16 protein-coding genes are annotated in these 20,062 nt (G+C 72.7%); 12 read left to right on the plus strand and 4 right to left on the minus strand.

The annotated features are described in order from the left end of the window. Positions 1 to 168 precede the first annotated feature (168 nt). The 7 genes from hflX to ACYU7H_RS06705 all read left to right on the plus strand — a co-directional run bounded on the left by hflX (position 169) and on the right by ACYU7H_RS06705 (position 7,689). Entirely contained in the window at positions 169 to 1,494 is a 1,326-nt protein-coding gene (gene hflX / locus ACYU7H_RS06675; protein WP_460813372.1) for a ribosome rescue GTPase HflX, read from the plus strand. Between the two features lie 114 nt (positions 1,495 to 1,608). Next, the gene (gene hflK, locus ACYU7H_RS06680) at positions 1,609 to 2,736 is read left to right on the plus strand and encodes an FtsH protease activity modulator HflK (protein WP_460813373.1); all 1,128 of its coding nucleotides are present in this window, start codon (positions 1,609 to 1,611) and stop codon (positions 2,734 to 2,736) included. After that, positions 2,733 to 3,596, plus strand: a complete 864-nt coding sequence (gene hflC / locus ACYU7H_RS06685) for a protease modulator HflC (RefSeq protein WP_460813374.1) — start codon at positions 2,733 to 2,735, stop codon at positions 3,594 to 3,596. Before hflK ends, hflC begins: the two co-directional genes overlap by 4 nt. A 2-nt stretch (positions 3,597 to 3,598) precedes the next feature. Further along, the gene (locus ACYU7H_RS06690) at positions 3,599 to 3,787 is read left to right on the plus strand and encodes a DUF2065 domain-containing protein (RefSeq protein WP_460813375.1); all 189 of its coding nucleotides are present in this window, start codon (positions 3,599 to 3,601) and stop codon (positions 3,785 to 3,787) included. Positions 3,788 to 4,055: 268 nt separating this feature from the next. Next, positions 4,056 to 5,348, plus strand: coding sequence for an adenylosuccinate synthase (locus tag ACYU7H_RS06695; RefSeq protein ID WP_460813376.1), 1,293 nt, complete (start codon positions 4,056 to 4,058; stop codon positions 5,346 to 5,348). 204 nt (positions 5,349 to 5,552) lie between these two features. Further along, the gene (locus ACYU7H_RS06700) at positions 5,553 to 7,076 is read left to right on the plus strand and encodes a sensor histidine kinase (RefSeq protein WP_460813377.1); all 1,524 of its coding nucleotides are present in this window, start codon (positions 5,553 to 5,555) and stop codon (positions 7,074 to 7,076) included. A 70-nt stretch (positions 7,077 to 7,146) separates the two neighbouring features. Continuing rightward, entirely contained in the window at positions 7,147 to 7,689 is a 543-nt protein-coding gene (locus ACYU7H_RS06705) for a lipocalin family protein (protein ID WP_460813378.1), read from the plus strand. A 134-nt stretch (positions 7,690 to 7,823) separates the two neighbouring features. On the opposite strand, the gene ACYU7H_RS06710 is transcribed toward ACYU7H_RS06705, so the two are convergent. Continuing rightward, a complete protein-coding gene (locus tag ACYU7H_RS06710; RefSeq protein WP_460813379.1) occupies positions 7,824 to 8,282 on the minus strand; it encodes a hemerythrin domain-containing protein in 459 nt (152 codons plus the stop codon). Positions 8,283 to 8,465: 183 nt separating this feature from the next. Further along, the gene (locus ACYU7H_RS06715; RefSeq protein WP_460813380.1) at positions 8,466 to 9,284 is read right to left on the minus strand and encodes a spermidine synthase; all 819 of its coding nucleotides are present in this window, start codon (positions 9,282 to 9,284) and stop codon (positions 8,466 to 8,468) included. 413 nt (positions 9,285 to 9,697) lie between these two features. Between ACYU7H_RS06715 and lexA the strand changes: the two genes are divergently transcribed. The 5 genes from lexA (at position 9,698) to ACYU7H_RS06740 (ending at position 16,536) form a co-directional block, all read left to right on the plus strand. Next, a complete protein-coding gene (gene lexA, locus ACYU7H_RS06720) occupies positions 9,698 to 10,351 on the plus strand; it encodes a transcriptional repressor LexA (protein ID WP_460813381.1) in 654 nt (217 codons plus the stop codon). A gap of 26 nt (positions 10,352 to 10,377) precedes the next feature. Then, positions 10,378 to 11,025 carry a translesion DNA synthesis-associated protein ImuA gene (imuA, locus tag ACYU7H_RS06725; RefSeq protein WP_460813979.1) on the plus strand — a complete coding sequence of 216 codons (648 nt, stop codon included), beginning with the start codon at positions 10,378 to 10,380 and terminating at the stop codon, positions 11,023 to 11,025. A 10-nt stretch (positions 11,026 to 11,035) separates the two neighbouring features. After that, on the plus strand, positions 11,036 to 12,502 hold the full coding sequence (locus ACYU7H_RS06730) for a Y-family DNA polymerase (RefSeq protein ID WP_460813382.1): 1,467 nt from the start codon (positions 11,036 to 11,038) through the stop codon (positions 12,500 to 12,502). A 100-nt stretch (positions 12,503 to 12,602) separates the two neighbouring features. Next, positions 12,603 to 15,752 (plus strand): error-prone DNA polymerase, encoded by a 3,150-nt coding sequence (locus tag ACYU7H_RS06735; protein WP_460813383.1) that lies wholly within the window; start codon positions 12,603 to 12,605, stop codon positions 15,750 to 15,752. A gap of 157 nt (positions 15,753 to 15,909) precedes the next feature. Beyond that, on the plus strand, positions 15,910 to 16,536 hold the full coding sequence (locus tag ACYU7H_RS06740; RefSeq protein WP_460813384.1) for an alpha-ketoglutarate-dependent dioxygenase AlkB family protein: 627 nt from the start codon (positions 15,910 to 15,912) through the stop codon (positions 16,534 to 16,536). Positions 16,537 to 16,614: 78 nt separating this feature from the next. Here the strand turns inward: ACYU7H_RS06740 and ACYU7H_RS06745 are convergent, their stop codons facing one another. Both ACYU7H_RS06745 and gcvP read right to left on the minus strand, forming a co-directional pair. Then, complete coding sequence (locus ACYU7H_RS06745) at positions 16,615 to 16,818, minus strand: hypothetical protein (protein ID WP_460813385.1); 204 nt, start codon at positions 16,816 to 16,818, stop codon at positions 16,615 to 16,617. Positions 16,819 to 17,146: 328 nt separating this feature from the next. Beyond that, positions 17,147 to 20,059 (minus strand): aminomethyl-transferring glycine dehydrogenase, encoded by a 2,913-nt coding sequence (gene gcvP, locus ACYU7H_RS06750; RefSeq protein ID WP_460813386.1) that lies wholly within the window; start codon positions 20,057 to 20,059, stop codon positions 17,147 to 17,149. Positions 20,060 to 20,062 lie beyond the last annotated feature (3 nt).

The raw sequence follows: 20,062 nt of genomic DNA on the forward strand, positions 1-20,062 counted from the left end.
CTCGGGCGCTGGCCATCCTTGGCCAGCTTGGCGCGAGCCTCCGGTCCGTCCGCCCGCTCCGGGCTTTCGGTGCTCCGGTTGGTCGAAGCCGTCTTCCGCGCTTGATAGGGCGGGCAGTCGCCCCCATTCCGTGGGTTCTCCGCCAGGGTGGCGGTCCAGGCGCGCTTGATGTTCGAACGGTCCCGCAAGGGTGAAAACGCACTGCTGATCCAGCCCCACGCCGGTGGGCCGCCGGACGACGGGCTGGTCGAGGAGTTCGGCGACCTCGCGCGGTCGGCGGGCGCCAACGTGGCGGCGATGCTGACCGCGCGGATCGACAAGCCGAATCCGGCCACGCTGATCGGCAGCGGCAAGCTGGAGGAGGTCCGGGCGGCGTGCGATGCGACCGGGGCCGACCTGGTGCTGGTCAACCATCCGCTGACGCCGGTGCAGGAGCGCAACCTCGAGAAGGCGCTCGAGCGCCGCGTGGTCGACCGGACGGGGTTGATCCTGGACATCTTCGCGCTGCGGGCGCGCAGCCACGAGGGCAAGCTGCAGGTCGAGCTGGCGCAGCTCAGGCACATGGCCACGCGGCTGGTGCGGGGGTGGACCCACCTGGAGCGGCAGCGCGGCGGTTCGATCGGCCTGCGCGGTCCCGGTGAAACCCAGCTCGAGACCGATCGACGCTTGCTGGCCAAGCGCGTCGACCAGTTGCAGCGGCGGTTGGAGAAGGTGGAGGTGCAGCGCGGGCAGATGCGGCGTGCGCGCCTGCGCAGCGAGCTGCCGCGGGTGGCGCTGGTCGGCTACACCAACGCGGGCAAGTCGACGCTGTTCAACGCGTTGACCGGCGCGGGGGCGTACGCGGCGGACCAGTTGTTCGCGACGCTGGATCCGACCGTGCGGCGCATCGAGCTGCCGGCGGGCGCGGCGGTGCTGGCCGATACCGTGGGCTTCGTCCGCGACCTGCCGCACGAGCTGGTCGCCGCGTTCCGGTCGACCCTCAGCGAGGCCCGCGACGCGGACCTGCTGCTGCACGTGGTCGATGCGTCCGACCCGCTGCGCGAGGAGCGGATCGCGCAGGTGGACGCGGTGCTCGCCGAGGTGGGTGCCGGCGACATCCCGCAGTTGCTGGTGTTCAACAAGATCGACCGGCTCGACGACGCGACGGCGCGCCACGTCGGGGCCGAGGCGGTGCTGGCCGATGCGCTCGGGCAGGCGATGCGGGAGCAGGTCTGGGTCTCCGCGCGGGACGGGACGGGCCTGGACCTGTTGCGCGACGCGCTGGGCACCCGGCTCGGGCTGCGGCGCGTGGCGGGGACGCTGCGGCTGGGCAACGACGCCGGGCGCCTGCGCGCGCGGCTGCACGACCTCGGTGCGGTCCGCAGCGAGCGCCATGACGACGATGGATGGCACATCGAGCTCGACATCGCCGAGGCGGAGGCGCAGCGGCTCGCGGCGCAGGCCTACGGCGCCCCGTTGCGGTCCCTGCTGCCGGCCACGGATGCCGCCGCCTGAACGCGTCGGCCGCCTCGTTTAGAATCTCCGGCCGCGGGCGCGACCAGCGCGCGCGCCGTGCCCCGCGCCCGGCGCAGGCCGCGTCGGCGCGACACCCCTTCGACTGGAGCAGGCATGGCCTGGAACACGCCCGGTAGCAACCGACCCGGAAGCAGCGGCGGCAGTGGCGGCGGCAATGGCCGCGGCCCGTGGAGGCCGCGGGGCGGCGCTGGCGGCTTCGACCGCGTGCTGGAACCGCTTCGCGGCCTGTTCGACGGCGGTGGCGGACCCCTGCGCTGGATCTGGGTCGTCGTCGCGCTGTGGCTGGCCTTCAGCAGCTTCGTCCTGGTGTCCGAGCAGCAGCGCGGCGTGGTCCTGCGCTTCGGCGAGTACGCCCGCACGATGCAGCCGGGCCCGAACTTCAAGTTCCCCTGGCCGGTGGAGCGCGTGATCAAGGTCAACGCGACCGAGGTCCGGACCTTCAGCGAGACCGTGCCGGTGCTGACGGCCGACGAGAACATCGTGCGCGTGGAGATCAACGTGCAGTACCAGGTTGGCGACCCGGAGCTGTACCTGTTCGGCACGCGCGACGCGGACGAGGTCCTGCAGCAGGCCGCGCTGTCGACGGTGCGCGAGCAGGTGGGCCGCTCCGACCTGGACACGGTGCTCGGCGCGCGCGGCGCGATGTCGGTCACCGCGCGCGAACAGTTGCAGGCCTCGCTCGACGCCTACCGCACCGGGCTGCGCGTGACCGAACTGAACCTGCCGAACGCCCGGCCGCCGGACCAGGTCAAGCCGGCGTTCGACGACGTCAACAGCGCCCAGCAGGAGCGCGAGCGGCTGATCTCCGAGGCGCGCGCGTACGCGGCCAAGGTCGTGCCGGAGGCGCGCGGCGCCGCGGCGCGGACCCGGACGGTCGCCGAAGGCTACAAGGAAGCCGCCGTCGCGCGCGCCGAGGGCGACGCGCAGCGCTTCAGCCTGCTGCTCGACGCGTACCGGGCCGCACCGGAGGTCACCCGCCGCCGCCTGTGGCTGGAGACCATCGAGGACGTGCTGGCCGACACGCGCAAGGTCGTCGGCGGCGATTCGCGCCAGCTGATCTACGTGCCCATGGACGGGGCGGGCGGGACCACGCCGGTGCAGGGCCGTCCGCTGCTCACGCCGGACATGCTGTCGCCCACCGTGGACAGCACCGCGTCCGATGACGCCGCCTCGAACCTGCCGCGACCGCCGCGGCCGCCGCGTGGGGAGGACGCCCGATGAAGAAGACCCTGCTGATCGTCGCGATCGTCGCCCTGGTGCTCGTGCTGCTGGGCGGGACCTACGTGGTCCGCGAAGGCCAGACCGCGATCGTCCTCAACCTGGGCCGCGTCGCGCGCAGCGAGATCGGCCCCGGCCTGCACCTGAAGATCCCGCTGGTCGAGACCGCGCGGGTGTTCGACCGCCGCCTGCAGGTGCTGCCGGCCGAGCCCGAGCGCTACCTGACGTCCGAACGCAAGGACGTGAGCGTGGACTTCTTCGCCCTGGGCATGATCAGCGACCCGGTGGCGTTCTTCCGTGCCACGGGCGGCAGCGAGGAGGTCGCCGTGCAGCGGCTGGCGCCGATCATCAAGGACGCGCTGCGCAACGAGATCAACGCGCGCACGCTGTCGCAGGCGGTGTCGGGCGATCGTTCCGAACTGATCTCCGCGCAGCTCGCCTCGATCAACGAGGGCGCCGCCACCGTGGGCGTGCGGATCATCGACCTGCGGATCAAGCAGATCGACCTGCCGACCGACAGCGAAGTCATCACCCAGGTCTACGAGCGCATGAGCGCCCAGCGCCGGCAGGTGGCCGCCGCGCTGCGCGCCGAGGGCGAGGAACAGGCCCGGACCATCCGCGCGGAGGCCGACCGCGAGCAGACCGTGCTGCTGGCCCAGGCCGAGCGCGACGCCCAGCGCCTGCGCGGCGAGGGCGATGCGCAGGCGACGCGGATCTACGCCGGCGCCTATGGCGACGATCCGGCGTTCTACGCCTTCCACCGCAGCCTCGAGGCCTACCGCAAGTCGTTCGAGGACGGCCGTGGCGTCGTGGTGCTGGAGGAGGACGACGCGTTCCTCGAGTACTTCAAGGACGCCCGCTGACGATGGCCGACCTGTGGGCGGCCCTGTGCCTGGTCGCGGTGCTGGAGGGCCTGTTCCTGTTCGCCGCCCCGGGTGCCTGGAAGCGGGCCGCGGAGCAGATGGTGGCGATGCCGGACGGACGGGTCCGCCGGATCGGCGCGGTGGTCCTGGGCGCCGGCCTGCTGGCCCTCTGGTTCGTCCGCCAGGCCTGACCCCCGGCATCCGCCGCGCCGGCGGGAACGAAGACCCCCCCCCCCCCCCCCCCCCCCCCGGTGCTGGCCCCGGGGCCGACAAACCCGGATAATGCGCAAAAGCCGGACGGGGTCCCGCGCAAGCGAACGACCCGCCGGCTTTTTCCGTGCATGGACGCCTGTCGTCCCGAGCCGCAGGCGAGGGACCTGCTGTCCAGCCGGCCGCAGACCCGCAACAACCCGCGCCATGCTCGGCCGCCGCCGACCGCCGGGACGAAAGGAGACCGAGATGGGCCAGTCAGTCGTGGTGTTGGGCGCCCAGTGGGGCGACGAGGGCAAGGGCAAGATCGTCGACCTGCTGACCCGGGACATCGGCGCGGTCGTGCGCTTCCAGGGCGGCCACAACGCCGGCCACACGCTGGTCATCGGCGGCAAGAAGACGGTGCTGCACCTGATCCCGTCGGGCATCCTGCGCGAGGACGCGCTGTGCCTGATCGGCAATGGCGTGGTGCTGCACCCGGGCGCGCTGCGCAAGGAGATCGCCGAGCTCGAGGGGAACGGCGTGGAGGTGCGCTCGCGGCTCAAGATCAGCCCGGCGACGCCGCTGATCATGCCGTACCACATCGCCCTGGACCAGGCGCGCGAGAAGGCCGCCGGCGGCAAGGCGATCGGCACCACCGGCCGCGGCATCGGCCCGGCGTACGAGGACAAGGTCGCGCGCCGCGGCATCCGCGTGGCCGACCTGCACTACCGCGAGGAACTGGCGGAGAAGCTGCGCACCGCGCTCGACTACCACAACTTCGTGCTGACGAAGTACCTGGGCGTGGAGGCGGTCGACTTCCAGCAGACGCTCGACGAGGCGCTGGCCTTCGGCGAGTACGTCGAGCCGATGAAGCAGGACGTCGCCGGCATCCTCCACGACCTGCGCCGGCAGGGGAAGAAGGTGCTGTTCGAGGGCGCGCAGGGCGCGCTGCTGGACATCGACCATGGCACCTACCCGTACGTCACCAGCTCCAACACGACGGTCGGCGGCGCGCTCGCCGGCACCGGGGTGGGCGCGGACGCGATCGACTACGTGCTGGGCATCTGCAAGGCCTACGCCACGCGCGTGGGCGGTGGCCCGTTCCCGACCGAACTGGACGACGAGGTGGGGCAGGGCATCCGCGACCGCGGCCAGGAGTACGGCGCCACCACCGGCCGGCCGCGCCGCTGCGGCTGGATCGACCTGGTCGCGCTCAAGCGCGCGGTGGCGATCAACGGCATCACCGGCCTGTGCATCACCAAGCTCGACATCCTCGACGGGATGGAGACGCTCAAGATGGGCATCGGCTACCAGTACCGCGGCAAGCAGACCGAGTACGCGCCGCTCGACGCGCAGGGCTGGGACGAGTGCGAGCCGGTGTACCTGGAGTTCCCGGGCTGGAGCGAGTCCACCCACGGCATCACCGACTGGGAGAAGCTGCCGCCCGCGGCCCGCGCCTACCTGCGCGCACTGGAGGAGCTGTCCGGCTGCCCGCTGGCGATCGTCTCCACGGGCCCCGACCGCGACGCCAACATCGTCCTGCGGGACCCGTTCGCCTGAGCCCCGGCGGCCTGACCGCCCTCCCACGGTAGGAGCGCCCCTACGGGCGCGAATCCGGACCGATGGTTCGCGGAGATCGCCATTCGCGGGCGCAGGCCCGCTCCCACGGGGTGGGTCGTGGGATCGGCGATGCGGTGCATTTTGCGCCGGACCGGCCGTGCGCTAACGTGTGCGCCCCTGTCGCGGGACCGCGTCCGACACGGCATGCCTGAACACGCTCCGTCGCCAACGTCCGGGTCCGGTGCATCCGTCCCCGACGCCGATTTCCGCCTGCTGGTCGAGGCGGTGTCCGACTACGCGATCTTCCTGCTCGACCCGGACGGCCGCATCCGCAGCTGGAACCGCGGCGCGCGGAAGCTGAAGGGCTACGCCGAGGACGAAGTCGTCGGCCGGCATTTCTCGCTGTTCTACCCCGACGACAAGCGCGCGGAGCGCTGGCCGGAGCAGGAACTCGCGTACGCGCGCCGCGACGGGCGGTTCGAGGACGAGGGCTGGCGCATCCGCAAGGACGGCAGCCGCTTCTGGGCGAACGTCGTGATCACCTGCCTGCGCGATGCCAACGGCGAGGTGCGCGGCTTCGCCAAGGTCACCCGCGACCTCACCGAGCGGCGCAACCACGAGGAACTGCTGCGCCAGAGCGAGGAGCGCTTCCGCCTCATGGTGGAGGGCGTGCGCGACTACGCGATCTTCATGCTCGACCCCGACGGCCGGGTGGCGAGCTGGAACCTCGGCGCGCAGCTCAACAAGGGCTACCTGGCCGAGGAGATCATCGGGAAGCACTTCTCGGTCTTCTACCCGCAGGACAAGCGCGACGCCAAGTGGCCGGAGGAGGAACTCGAGCGCGCCCTGCGCGACGGCCGCTTCGAGGACGCGGGCTGGCGGATCCGCAAGGACGGCAGCCGCTTCTGGGCGAACGTGGTGATCACCGCGCTGCACGACGCGAACGGCCGCCACATCGGCTTCGCCAAGGTGACGCGCGACATGACCTCCAGCCGGCGGATCGACGCGCTGCAGGCCGAGCAGGAACAGTTGACCCAGTTCCTCGCGGTGCTGGGCCACGAGCTGCGCAACCCGCTGGCGCCGATCGCCAACGCCGTGCAGCTGATGCGGATGGAGACGCTCGACAATCCCCGGCTGGTGGCGGCGCGCGACATCCTCGTGCGCCAGGTCGTGCAGTTGCGCCGGCTGGTCGACGACCTGCTCGACGTCGGCCGCATCGCCAGCGGCCGCGTGCACATGGAGCAGGCGCCCGTGCACCTGCAGTCGGTAGTCGAGCAGGCGGTCGAGGCGAGCGCCCCGCAGGTCGAGGCGGGCGAACACACGCTCTCGATCGACGTCACCCACGCGCCGCTGTGGGTGATGGGAGACCACGCGAGGCTGGTGCAGGTGGCGAGCAACCTGCTGCACAACGCCGCCAAGTTCACGCCGCCGGGCGGCCGGATCGCCATCCGCCTGTCGCGCCACGACGACCGCGCCGAGATCAGCGTGCGCGACAACGGGCCGGGCATCGATCCGCAGCACCTCGCCTACGTGTTCCGCCTGTTCGCGCAGGCCGAGCCCGACAGCACCAAGCGCATGCACGGCGGGCTGGGCGTCGGCCTGAGCCTCGTCCACCGCCTGGTCACCGACCATGGCGGCGACGTCAGTGCGTTCAGCTCGGGCGTGGCCGGCGAGGGGGCCGAATTCATCGTCAGCCTGCCCCTGGTCGCGCCACCGGCGGACGCCTGAACCCGCGGAAGTCACGCCGCCCCGACGGCGGTCCGGCCAACCTGCACCGCCCGATGACGGACGCCGTTGCATGCCGCCTTCCCTGCTCCTCGTGCTGGCCATGGCCGCCGCGCCGTCCCCCGCGCCCGCGACGGCCGCGCCCGTCAACCGGCCGGTCGAGCAGCTCGACCTGCAACGCTACCTCGGCACCTGGCACGAGATCGCGCACCTGCCGCAGTTCTTCCAGCGCAAGTGCGCCAGCGACATCACCGCGGAGTATTCGCGCAACGCGGACGGCTCGTTGAAAGTGGTCAACGCCTGCCGGACGAAGGAGGGCGTGCTCGACGCCGCCAGCGGCCAGGCGCGCACTACCGGTGGCCCGCAGGGCGCGCTGGAGGTCCGCTTCGCGCCGGCGTGGCTGTCGTGGCTGCCGTTCGTGTGGGCGGACTACTGGGTGCTCGACGTCGACCCGGAATACCGGTGGGCGGTCGTGGGCGGCCCGGGGCGCGACGCGCTGTGGATCCTGTCGCGGGAGCCGCGGATGTCGCGCGCGCTGTTCGAGCGCCTGAAGGCCGACGCCCGCGCGCGCGGCTACCCCGTCGAGAAGCTCGAGCTCATGGCCCCCGTCGAGTAGCCGGGGGGCGTTCGACCCGTAGGAGCGCGCCTACGCGCGCGATCGGATCCGAAGACCGCGAAGGAACAATTCCGGCGAAAGCCTTCGCGCCTGTAGAGGCGCTCCTACGGCGGACGTTGCCCACCGCGCAGGTGCTACTCCGCCGCCAGCTTCTTCTTCATGCGCTCGTAGTCCTTCCGGTACTTCTTCGCCAGCGCGGTCTTCTGCGTGGCGGACAGCACCTTGCCGGACACCTGGAAGAACGCCTTCTCCTCCTCGCGCAGGTGGTGGTGCACCTCGTGGGAGAGTTCCTTCGCCTTCTCGTGCCACGCGTCGCCCGCGGGGTCCAGGCCCTGCAGGTCCTCGACCAGTTCGTCGATTTCGTGGTGTTCGTGCAGGGCGTGGCGCGCGGAGGACAGGCCCGTGTCCTCCATCAGCATCGGGGCGTAGAGGAAACGTTCCTCGGCGGCCTCGTGCGCCTCGAGCTCGATCCGTGCCTGGGTGAAGAGGTCGATCCGCTCGCGCGTGCCGGGCTTGGACCGCAGCAGCTTGCGCATCAGCATGCGCTGGATCTCGTGCGACTCGCGCAGGGCGTCGTAGATCGTCTCGGGCATGGCGGGCTCCGGCGGGGCGGCGGTCGGCCCTGCAGCCTAGCCGCGCCGCGTGAATGCGCCGTGCGCGTCCCCACCGGGAACGGGTCGCCCCGTCCTCGTAGGAGCGCGCCTACGCGCGCGAAGGCATTCCCCGTGCACTCAACGCGCCTTGCCAGGGATGGACGTCCACGCCAACGCTGCGGATCAAGCGGCCTTGCGCGCCGACAGGAACGTCCAGAGATCGCGGTACGACGGCACCAGCACGTCCTGTTCCGTCCGCGATTCGAAATGCGCGTCGACGGCCTCGCGGATCAGCGGCAGGACCTCGTCGCGGTCGGCGCGGTCGCGTTCGTCGCGCAGGCCGTGGCCGCAGCACTGCATGCTCAGCACGCCGCCGGGCCGCAGGGCGCGGGCGATGCGCTCGATGATCCGGGCGATGAATTCGCGGCGTGGCTGGTCCTCGCGCACGGGGTCCATCGTCAGGTCGTAGATGACGGCGTCGATGTTGCGGGCGCGGTCGATCCAGGCGAAGGCGTCGCCGACGACGATCCTGGCGTGGGGGCTGCGGAAGGCGTCGCCGCAGGTGCCGCGCAGGTGCTTGCGGGACAGTTCCATCACGCGGTCGTCGATCTCGACCAGCGTGAGTTCGGCGGGCAGGGCGCCGAGGGGTTCGAGGGTGCCGATGAGCTGGTGCAGCACGCCACCGTCGCCGCCGCCGAGGATGGCGACGCGGCCGAGGTGAAGCTGGCCCAGCAGGGGGCTGGTCATGGCCACGCCGTAGGCGGTGTCCGAGTCCGACACCTGCAGGTCGCCGTCCAGGAACAGCTGGCGCCCGAAGACGGGGTGGCGGCTGATGGTGATGTGCTGCAGGCCGGAGTGTTCGTCGGCGTAGGTGCGGGGCGGCAGGGGCCGGGGGGCCTTCTTCGCGCGCTGGCGGGTGGTGCGCCGGGGGCGGGCGGGGGCCTGGGTGGGGCGGGGGGTCTCGTCGCGGAGGCCGGCACGGTGTCCGGTGGATGCGGGCATGTCGGCTCCCGGGGTCCGGAGGGAATTCCCCATGTTCGTCAATATGTTGCGTTCGATCAACCCTTGGGGGCATGCGGGCCCGGGCGGTGTGGCTCACTCACGCGGCACGGCGGCTGGGTCGCGGGCGGAGCGGCCGGGAGCCGGGCGGCGCGGGACACGCCGTGAATCCGTCCCTGGAGGCTCGGTGGCGACATCCATGTCGCCAACGGTCCCGCGCCGCCCGGCTCCCGGCCACTCCCTCGGGTGGACGGGCGCCTCCCTCGTGAGAGAGGCGCTGGCGGGATCCGGTTGAGGTGTGTGGGGCAAGTGGTTGATGGGGCGGGGGTCTTGGGTTTTGAGACGGGTGGGGCGTGGAATCGGGCCGACGGGCGGGCTTGCCTGCGCCCGCGAAGGTAAATAGATTTTTACCCATGATGCCGCGCGATCCCTCCCCTGATTCCTCCGATTCGTCCGGCCTGACGCCGCGCCAGCAGGCGGTGCTGGACTTCATCCGGGCGCATGCGGCGGCGGAGGGGGTGCCGCCGACGCTGCAGCAGATCGCCGATGCGTTCGGGTTCCGGCAGGCGTGCGCGGCGCACAAACACGTGCGGCGGTTGCGGGAGGCGGGGTACCTGTCGGTGCGGCCGCACGAAGCGCGGGGCATCCGGCTGGATGCGCCGGGGGCGCGGCTGAAGCGGCGCGAGACGCGGTTGAGCCTGCCGGTGCTGGGGCGGGTGGCGGCGGGTGCGCCCATCGGCGCGGATGCGGGGGTGGAGCGGCACGTGCTGCTCGACCGGGCGCTGTTCTCGATCGCGCCGGACTACCTGCTGCGGGTGCGCGGCGATTCGATGCGCGACGACGGGATCTTCGACGGCGACCTGGTGGCGGTGAAGCGTGCCAGCGATGCGCGCAACGGGCAGGTGGTGGTGGCGCGGGTGGACGGGGAGATCACCATCAAGCGCCTCGAGCGGGGTGCGACGCGGATCCGGCTGTTGCCGCGCAATCCGGACTACGCGCCGATCGTGGTGGCGCCGGGCAGCGACTTCGCGATCGAGGGGCTGTACTGCGGGCTGGTCAGGGCCGACTGATGGGTGCCGAAGCCATCTCCGTCGAGATGCCCGCCGAGGCGTCCGGCCATGCGTCGGGCATGGCGCGGCTCGATGCGTTGCTGTCGGCGCAGTCGGTGTGGCGCGCCGGGCGCGCGGCGCGGGCGCCGGCCGGCGGCGAGCCGACCGGGCATGCGACGTTCGATGCGCTGCTGCCGCAGGGCGGGTGGCCGCGGCGGGCGTTGACCGAACTGCTGCTGCCGGCCGATGGCGTGGGCGAGCTGTCGCTGCTGTTGCCGACGCTGGCGCGGCTGACGGCCGCGGGCGGGGTGGTGGCGGTGGTCGCGCCGCCGTACGTGCCGTACGCGCCCGCGTGGCAGGCGGCGGGCGTGGCGCTGTCGCGGCTGGAGGTCGTGGAGGCGGCGCCGCGCGATGCGCTGTGGGCGTTCGAACAGTGCCTGCGCAGCGGGGCGTGCGCGGCGGTGGTCGGCTGGCCCGAGGGCGCGGACCCGCAGGCGCTGCGGCGGTTGCAGGTGGCGGCCGACCAGGGGCAGTGCCTGGGCTTCGCGCTGCGCGACCGGCGGCACGCGGCGAATCCGTCGCCGGCGGCGCTGCGGGTCGAGCACGTCGACGGCGCCTGGCGGGTGCGCAAGTGCCGGGGCGGGCAGCCGCCGGCGCAGGCGTTCGTGCCGGCGCCGCCCGCGCACGCGCACTGAGGGCCGCGCCATGTTGTGGGCCTGCATCGCGCTGCCGCGGCTGGCGCTGGACGCCGTCCTCCGCCGTACGCCGGATCCCGCGCGGCCGCTGGCGCTGGTGTCGGGGCCGGCGCACCTGCGCACGCTGCACGCGGTCAACGCGGCCGCGGGCGAGGCGGGCCTGCGGCCGGGCATGCGGCTGGCGGCGGCGCATGCGCTGCTGGCCGACGTGGCGCTGGTCGAGCACGACCCGGCGGCCGAGGCGCGCTGGCAGCGGTTCCTCGCCGCATGGGCGTACCGGCACAGTTCGCAGGTCAGCGTGCAGTGGCCGGGCGCGGTGCTGCTGGAGGTGCGCGCGAGCTTCCGGCTGTTCGGGCCGTGGCCGCGGATCGAGGCGCGGCTGCGCGTCGAACTCGACGCGCTCGGCTTCCGACACCGCATCGCGCTGGCGCCGACGCCGCGCGCGGCGCTGGTGTTCGCGGGCCTGCGCGACGGGTTCGCGGTGACCCATGCCGGGGCGATGCGCGAGGCGCTGGCGCGGGTGCCGGTGCGGCGCGCCGCGCTGCCGGGCGAGGCGGGCACGCGCCTGCACCGCATGGGCATCCGCACGCTCGGCGCGCTGCGCGGGTTGCCGCGCGACGCGTTGCGGCGGCGCTTCGGGGTCGACCTGCTCGAACACCTCGACCGGCTGCACGGCGAGGCCGACGATCCGCTCGCCTGCCACGCGCCGCCGGACCGCTTCGACGCGCGCCTCGAGCTCGGCCACGAGGTGTCCAGCCACCAGGCGCTGCTGTTCCCGCTGCGGCGGCTGGTCGGCGACCTGGCGACGTACCTTTCGGTGCGCGACGGCGGGGTGCAGCGCTTCGCGTTGCAGCTCGAGCACGAGCGGGTGCACGCGCTGCCCTCGCACGAGGCCGACCGCCTGCACGTGCCCGCCCCGCGGTACACCGAGGTCGTGGTCGGGATGCTGTCGGCGGAGCGCGACGCCACGCTGCTGTTCGACCTGGCGCGCAACCGGCTCGAGCAGGTGGCGTTGCCGGCGCCGGTGGTCGGCGTGCGGCTGCTGGCGCGCGAGCTGCCCCCGTTCGTGCCGGCGGGACGCGACCTGTTCGACGCGCGCCCGGCGCAGGCGGTGGACTGGCCGCACCTGCGCGAGCGCCTGCGCGCGCGGCTGGGCGACGCCGCCGTGTACCGCGTGCGCGCCACCGCCGACCCGCGGCCCGAGCGCGCCTGGGTGCGCGACGACGGTCGCGATGCGGTCGCCACGCCGCGTGGCCCGCGCCCGCCGCGGCCGGCGTGGCTGCTGCCGCGGCCGATGCCGTTGCGCGGGGCGGTGCGCATCCTGTCCGGCCCGGAGCGGCTGGAGAGCGGCTGGTGGGACGGCGAGGACGCGCGCCGCGACTACTACGTCGTCGAGACCGGGCAGGGCCAGCGCGCCTGGGCGTTCGCGCCGGTCGGCGAGCGCGGCCACTGGATGCTGCACGGGTGGTTCGCGTGAGTTGGCTTGGCATAGGTCTTCGGGACGTGATGCCGCCGCGATCCGTGAGCGGGGCGGGGGATCGCGCGCGTAGGCGCGCTCCTACGGGGCGTTCGGCGCCATGACGGCGGGGGCGCTCCAGCGCGTCCTTCCGCTGGCGCTGCCGGCGGCGGCGAACGACGACACCCTGGCCGGGCCCTGGCCGGCGTACGCCGAACTGCACTGCCTGTCGGACTTCTCGTTCCTCCGCGGCGCGGCCAGCGCGGAGGACCTGTTCACGCGCGCGGCGCGCTGCGGCTATTCGGCGCTGGCGATCACCGACGAGTGCTCGCTGGCGGGGATCGTGCGCGCGCTGGAGGCTTCGCGGCTGACCGGCATGAAGCTCGTCGTGGGCAGCGAGTTCACGCTCGACTGCGGCCTGCGGCTGGTGCTGCTGGCGGAGACGGCCGCCGGCTACGGCCACCTGTGCCGGCTGATCACGCGTGCGCGCCGCGGCGTGCGCAAGGGCACGTACCGCATCGCGCGCACGGACTTCGATGCCGGCCTGGCCGGCCTGTTCGCCCTGTGGCTGCCGGGCGACACGCCCGACGCCGCGCAGGGCGCCTGGGTGCGCGACACCTTCCCGGCGCGCGCGTGGCTGGCGGTCGAACTGCACCGCGAGCGCGACGACGCCGCGCGCTTGGCGCAGCTGCAGGCGTTGGCCCGCATGCTCGGGATGCCGGCGGTGGCCAGCGGCGACGCGCACATGGCGGTGCGCCGCCAGCGCCCGCTGCAGGACACGATGACCGCGATCCGCCACGGCTGCACGCTCGCCGACGCCGGCGCGCACCTGTTCCGCAACGGCGAGCGCCACCTGCGTACCCGGCGCGCGCTGGGCAACATCTTCCCGCCCGCGCTGCTGGCCGAGTCGGTGGCGATCGCCGACCGCTGCACGTTCTCGCTGGAGGAACTCAAGTACCGCTACCCGGCCGAGCTGGTGCCCGATGGCGAGACGCCGGCCAGCCACCTGCGCAAGCTCACGGAAGCCGGCATGCGGGTGCGCTGGCCGGGTGGCACGCCGGCCGCGGTCGCCGAGCGGATCGACGGCGAGCTGGCGCTGATCGAAAAGCTCGGCTACGAGGCCTTCTTCCTCACCGTCGAGGACATCGTGCGCTTCGCGCGCGGCCGCGGGATCCTCTGCCAGGGCCGGGGTTCGGCGGCCAACTCCGCGGTGTGCTACGCGCTGGGCATCACCGCGGTGAACCCGGAGGAGAGCCGCCTGCTGATGGCGCGCTTCATCTCCGAGGAGCGCCGCGAACCGCCGGACATCGACGTCGACTTCGAGCACGAGCGCCGCGAGGAGGTGCTGCAGTACGTCTACGGCAAGTACGGCCGCGAGCGCGCCGCGCTCGCTGCCACGGTCATCCGCTACCGCGGGAAGAGCGCGGTGCGCGACGTGGCCACCGCCTTTGGCCTGCCGCCGGACCAGGTGGCGATGCTCTCGGCATGCTTCAGCTGGGGGCAGGGCGACACGCCGATGGACGCGCGCCTGCGCGAGGCGGGGTTCGATCCGGAGAACCCGCTGGTCGCGCGCGTGCTGGCGCTGGCCGGCGCGCTGCAGGGCCATCCGCGGCACCTGTCGCAGCACGTGGGCGGGTTCGTCATCTCCGACACGCCGCTGTGGTCGCTGGTGCCGGTGGAGGACGCGGCGATGGCCGACCGCACCATCATCCAGTGGGACAAGGACGACCTGGAGACGCTCGGCCTGCTCAAGGTCGACTGCCTGGCGCTGGGCATGCTGACCTGCATCCGCAAGGCGCTGGACCTGGTGCGCGACCACCGCGGCCGCGACCTCGACCTGGCGTCGATCCCGGTGGGCGACGCCGACACCTATGCGATGGTGCAGCGCGCCGACACCATCGGGGTGTTCCAGATCGAGTCGCGCGCGCAGATGACGATGCTGCCGCGGCTCAAGCCGCGGTGCTTCCACGACCTGGTGGTCGAGGTGGCGATCGTTCGCCCCGGCCCGATCCAGGGCGGCATGGTCCATCCGTACCTGCGCCGGCGGATGGGACAGGAGCCGGTGTCGTATCCGTCGGCGGAGATCGAGGCGATCCTGAAGGACACGCTGGGCGTGCCGCTGTTCCAGGAACAGGTGATGGAACTGGTGATCGTCGCGGCCGACTACACGCCCGGCGAGGCCGACCAGCTGCGCCGTTCGATGGCCGCCTGGCGCAGCGGCGGCGACATGGAGCCGCACCGCGAGCGCATCCGCGTGCGCATGACCGCCAAGGGCTACGAGCCCCGGTTCATCGACCAGATCTTCGAGCAGATCCGCGGCTTCGGCGCGTACGGCTTCCCGCAGAGCCACGCGGCCTCGTTCGCCAAGCTGGTGTACGTGAGCTGCTGGCTGAAGTGCCACGAGCCGGCCGCGTTCGCCTGCGGCCTGCTCAACGCGCAGCCGATGGGCTTCTACTCGCCGAGCCAGATCGTGCAGGACGCGCGCCGCAAGGCCGTCGCGTTCCTGCCGGTGGACGTGCGACACAGCACCTGGGACCACGCCCTGGCGGGTGGCGACGCGGGCCGGCAGCCGGACATCCGGCTGGGACTGCGCGAGGTCCGCGGGCTGGCGCGCGAGGCCGCCGACGCGATCGTCGCCGCGCGCGCCGCGGCGCCGTTCCGCGACGTCGCCGACCTGTGCCGGCGCGCCGCGCTGGACGAGAAGGCGCGCGCGGTGCTCGCCGAGGCCGGCGCGCTCCAGGGGCTGGCCGGGCACCGCAACGACGCGCGCTGGCAGGTGGCGGGCATCGAGCGCCAGCGGCCACTGCTGCCCGGCAGCCCGGACGAGGCGGCGGTCGCATTGCCCGCGCCGGGCGAGGGCGAGGACCTGCTGTCGGACTACCGCGCGCTCGGCCTGTCGCTGGGCCGGCACCCGCTGGCGGTGCTGCGGCGGCAGTTGCGTGCGCGCCGGCTGCTCGGCTCGAAGGACCTGCGCGAACGCCGCCACGGCAGCCGCGTGCGCATCGCCGGGCTGGTGACCATGCGCCAGAAGCCGCAGACCGCCAGCGGCACGATCTTCGTCACGCTCGAGGACGAGCACGGCATGGTCAACGTGATCGTGTGGCCGCGGGTGGCCGACCGCGGCCGGCGCGCGCTGCTCGGCGCCACGCTGCTGGAGGTGGGCGGCCGCTGGGAGCGCGTGGACGGCATCGAGCACCTGGTGGCCAACGACATGCGCGATCTCAGCCCGCTGCTCGGCGGCCTGCGCGCGGATTCCCGGGACTTCCACTGATGGGCGCCCCCGTCGTTCCGACGCCTCCAGTCGTTCCAACGCCCACTGTCGTTCCGAGCGCAGCGAGGAACCTGCTTTCCCTGCATCCGGCCGGCGCGTGGAAGCAGGTCCCTCGCTGCGCTCGGGACGACAGGAAATCGACGCATCGAGCGGGCACATGACGGGCATCGCGCGGCGGCTCGACCTGGACGGCGATCTCTTCGCCAGCGGGCCGGAGGCCGGGCACTGCCTGCAGCTGGTCGACGACCGCGAGGGCGGCGTGCGCTGCTGGCCCGGCTTCGTCGACGCGGCCACCGCGGACGCCTGGTTCGAGGCGCTGCGCGGAGGCGCGGACTGGGGGACCATGCGTCGGCAGATGTACGACCGCGAAGTGGACGTGCCGCGGCTGCTGTCGAGCTACCGGGTCGACGCGTTCCCGCCGCACCTGCCGCTGCGCGCCATCCTCGACCGCGTGCGCGAGCGCGTGCCGGCGCCCTTCAACGCCGTCGGCATGAACCTCTACCGCGACGGCCGCGACTCGGTGGCGATGCACAACGACAAGCTGCACACGCTGGTCGCCGGGCACCCGATCGCGATCGTGTCGCTGGGCGACACGCGGCGGATGCAGTTGCGCGAGAAGCGGCGCGGCGGCACCGGCGTCGACGTCGCGCTGTCGCACGGCAGCCTGCTGGTGATGAGCCACGCCTGCCAGAAGACCCACGACCACGGGATCCCGAAGACCACGCGACAGGTGGGCCCGCGGATGAGCGTCGTGTTCCGCGTGCGGCCGCCGCGAAACGGCTGAGGCGTGCCGCCCGTGGCGGGCGCACGCACAAGCGACGGGCCGCTTGCGCGGCCCGTCGACGTTGGGGGGAGGGTGGGATCAGCGGTCGCGACGTCCGCTGTGCTTGTCCTGGATGTCGCGATCGCGGTCCTGGCGGCCGGTGGCCTGGTCACGGCCCTTCGCCTGCTGTTGCTGGGTGTCCTGGCGCGGCTTGTTGCCCGGGGCCTGCCTGGCCTTGTTCTGGTCCTGGTTGGGGTTCTGCGGGTTCGGCATGTGCGGCGTCTCCTGGAGGGACGTGAACATCGTCCCGGATCCCGCCGTGACGGTGGCGGCCGGCGGTCGCACACCGCGACCGCGGGCGAAGCTTCCGCCCCGACCGGTTAGCGTGCCGCCAGCAGGAAGTTACGGCCGCTTTACACCGTTCACCGCGGTGAAGCGCGGGGCGCGTGGATGCCGTGTTCAGTCGGTTGCAGTCGGGCCGCAGACCAGGAGCAGGTCCCTCGCTACGCTCGGGACGACAGGGGTGGTGGCCCCTCGCTGTGATCGGCACGACACGGAATCCTGTCGTCCCGAGCGCAGCGAGGGACCTGCTTCTCATGGCACCGCCGGCAAGCCGGCGGCGCTCCGGACCTCAGGCGACGTTCGGCTCGCTGAAGGCCTCGATCTCGCCCTTGAACTCGTTGATCGGGATGCAGGCGCAGAACACGTTCTTGTCGCCGTGCACGTTGTCCACGCGGGCGACCGGCGGCCAGTACTTCTGCCGGCGCAGCACGGGCAGCGGAAACGCCGCCAGTTCGCGCGGATAGGCATGCGACCACTGCTCGCCGGCGACCTGGGTCGCGGTGTGCGGCGCGTGCTTGAGCGGGTTGTCCTCGCGGTCCAGGCGGCCGTCCTCGATCGCCCGGATCTCGTCGCGGATCTGGATCATCGCGTCGACGAAGCGGTCCAGCTCGTGCAGGCTCTCGCTCTCGGTCGGCTCGACCATGAGCGTGCCCGCGACCGGGAAGCTCAGCGTCGGCGCGTGGAAGCCGAAGTCGATCAGGCGCTTGGCCACGTCCTCGGCGCTCACGCCGCTGCCCTTCTCGAGAGGGCGCAGGTCCAGGATGCACTCGTGCGCGACCAGGCCGTTGCGGCCCGTGTACAGCGTGGGGTAGTGCGGCGCGAGCTTCTTCGAGACGTAGTTGGCGTTGAGCAGCGCCACCTGCGTGGCACGGCGCAGGCCGGCCGCGCCCATCAGGGTGATGTACATCCAGCTGATCGGCAGGATGCTGGCGCTGCCGAAGCTGGCGGCCGACACCATCGGGCCGTCGCCCACGCCGCCGGTGCGGAAGCCGTCGCCGAAGGCCCGGGGAAGGTAGGGCGCGAGGTGCGCCTTCGCCGCGCACGGGCCGACGCCGGGCCCGCCGCCGCCGTGCGGAATGCAGAAGGTCTTGTGCAGGTTGAGGTGGCTCACGTCCGAGCCCCACTTGCCCGGCTTGGCGACGCCGACGAGCGCGTTGAGGTTCGCGCCGTCGGTATAGACCTGCCCGCCGTGGCGGTGGACGATCTCGCAGATCTCGACCACGTCCTCCTCGAAGACGCCGTGCGTGGAGGGGTAGGTCATCATGATCGCGGCGAGGCGGTCGGAATACTTCTCCGCCTGCGCGCGGATGTCGTCGACGTCGACGTTGCCGTCCTTGTCGCACCGGGTCACCACGACCTTCATGCCGCACAGCTGCGCGGAGGCCGGGTTGGTGCCGTGCGCGGATTCGGGGATCAGGCAGATGTCGCGCTGCGGCTCGCCGCGCGCCTGGTGGTAGGCGCGGATCGCCAGCAGGCCGGCGTACTCGCCCTGCGCGCCGGAGTTCGGCTGCAGGCTGACGGCGTCGTAGCCGGTGATCTCCACCAGCATCGACTCGAGCTCGTCGATCAGCTGGCGGTAGCCCTCGGCCTGGTCCGCCGGCGCCAGTGGATGGATGTTCGCGAACTCCGGCCACGTCACCGGGATCATCTCCGCGGTGGCGTTGAGCTTCATGGTGCAGCTGCCCAGCGGGATCATGGTGCGGTCCAGCGCCAGGTCGCGGTCGGCGAGCGTGCGCAGGTAGCGCAGCATCTCGTGCTCGCTGTGGTGGGTGTTGAACACCGGGTGCGACAGGTAGTCGCTGGTGCGCACCAGCGCGGCCGGGATGGCGTCGCCCGCGTCGCGGTCGAGCGCGTCGATGTCGCGGATCTCGGCGCCGAACAGGCCGGCGACCCGGATCACGTCCTCGCGGGTGGTGGTCTCGTCGAACGCGATCGCGAGCGACGCGTCGTCGATCGCGCGCAGGTTGATGCCCGCGTCGCGCGCGCGCTGGTGGATGGCCGGCGCATCGACGCCGGTCACGTGCAGCGTGTCGAAGAAGCCCGTGCCGACCGTGGCGCCGGCGCCGCGCAGCGCCCCCGCCAGGATCGTCGCCATGCGGTGCGTGCGGCGCGCGATGCGCTTCAGGCCCTCGGGGCCGTGGTAGACGGCGTACATCGCCGCCATGACCGCCAGCAGCACCTGCGCGGTGCAGATGTTGGAGGTCGCCTTCTCGCGGCGGATGTGCTGCTCGCGGGTCTGAAGCGTCAGGCGGTACGCCGGGTTGCCCTCGGCATCGACCGACACGCCGATCAGGCGGCCGGGCATGGAGCGCTTGTAGGCGTCGCGGCAGGCCATGAACGCGGCGTGCGGGCCGCCGAAGCCGAACGGCACGCCGAAGCGCTGGCTGTTGCCGACCACGATGTCCGCGCCCCATTCGCCGGGCGCCTGGATGAGGGTGAGGGCAAGCAGGTCGGTGGCGACGCAGACCAGGCCGTTGCGGGCGTGCACGGCGTCGGCCAGCGCCTTGTGGTCGCCGATGCGGCCCACGGTGTCCGGGTACTGGAGCAGGACGCCGAACGCGTCGGCATCCATCGCCGCGGCGTCGTCGCCGACCACGACCTCGATGCCGAGCGGTTCCGCGCGCGTGCGCACGACCTCGATCGTCTGCGGGTGCACGCCGGACGACACGAAGAACACGTTCGACTTCGAGCGGGCGGAGCGCTTGGCCAGCGTCATCGCCTCGGCGGCGGCGGTGGCCTCGTCGAGCAGCGACGCGTTCGCGATCTCCATGCCGGTGAGGTCGGCGCACATCTGCTGGAAATTGATCAGCGCCTCCATGCGGCCCTGCGAGATCTCCGCCTGGTAGGGCGTGTACGCCGTGTACCAGGCCGGGTTCTCCAGGATGTTGCGCAGGATGACGTTGGGGGTGTGCGTGCCGTGGTAGCCCTGCCCGATGAAGCTGCGGAATACCTTGTTGCGCGCGGCGATGCCGCGGATCCGCGCGAGCGCCTCCACTTCCGACATCGGCGCCTCGAGCGCCAGCGGCGCGGGGGACTTGATGCCGCCGGGGACGATCGCGTCGGTCATCGCGTCGAGCGAGTCGTGCCCGACCACCTCGAGCATGGTGGCGATCTCGGCGTCGTTGGGGCCGATGTGGCGCTCGAGGAACGCGTCGTGGTGCTCGAGCTCGCGGAGCGGGGCGGCGTGGGACATGGCGGGCATCCG

Source organism: Luteimonas pelagia (genome assembly GCF_054776035.1).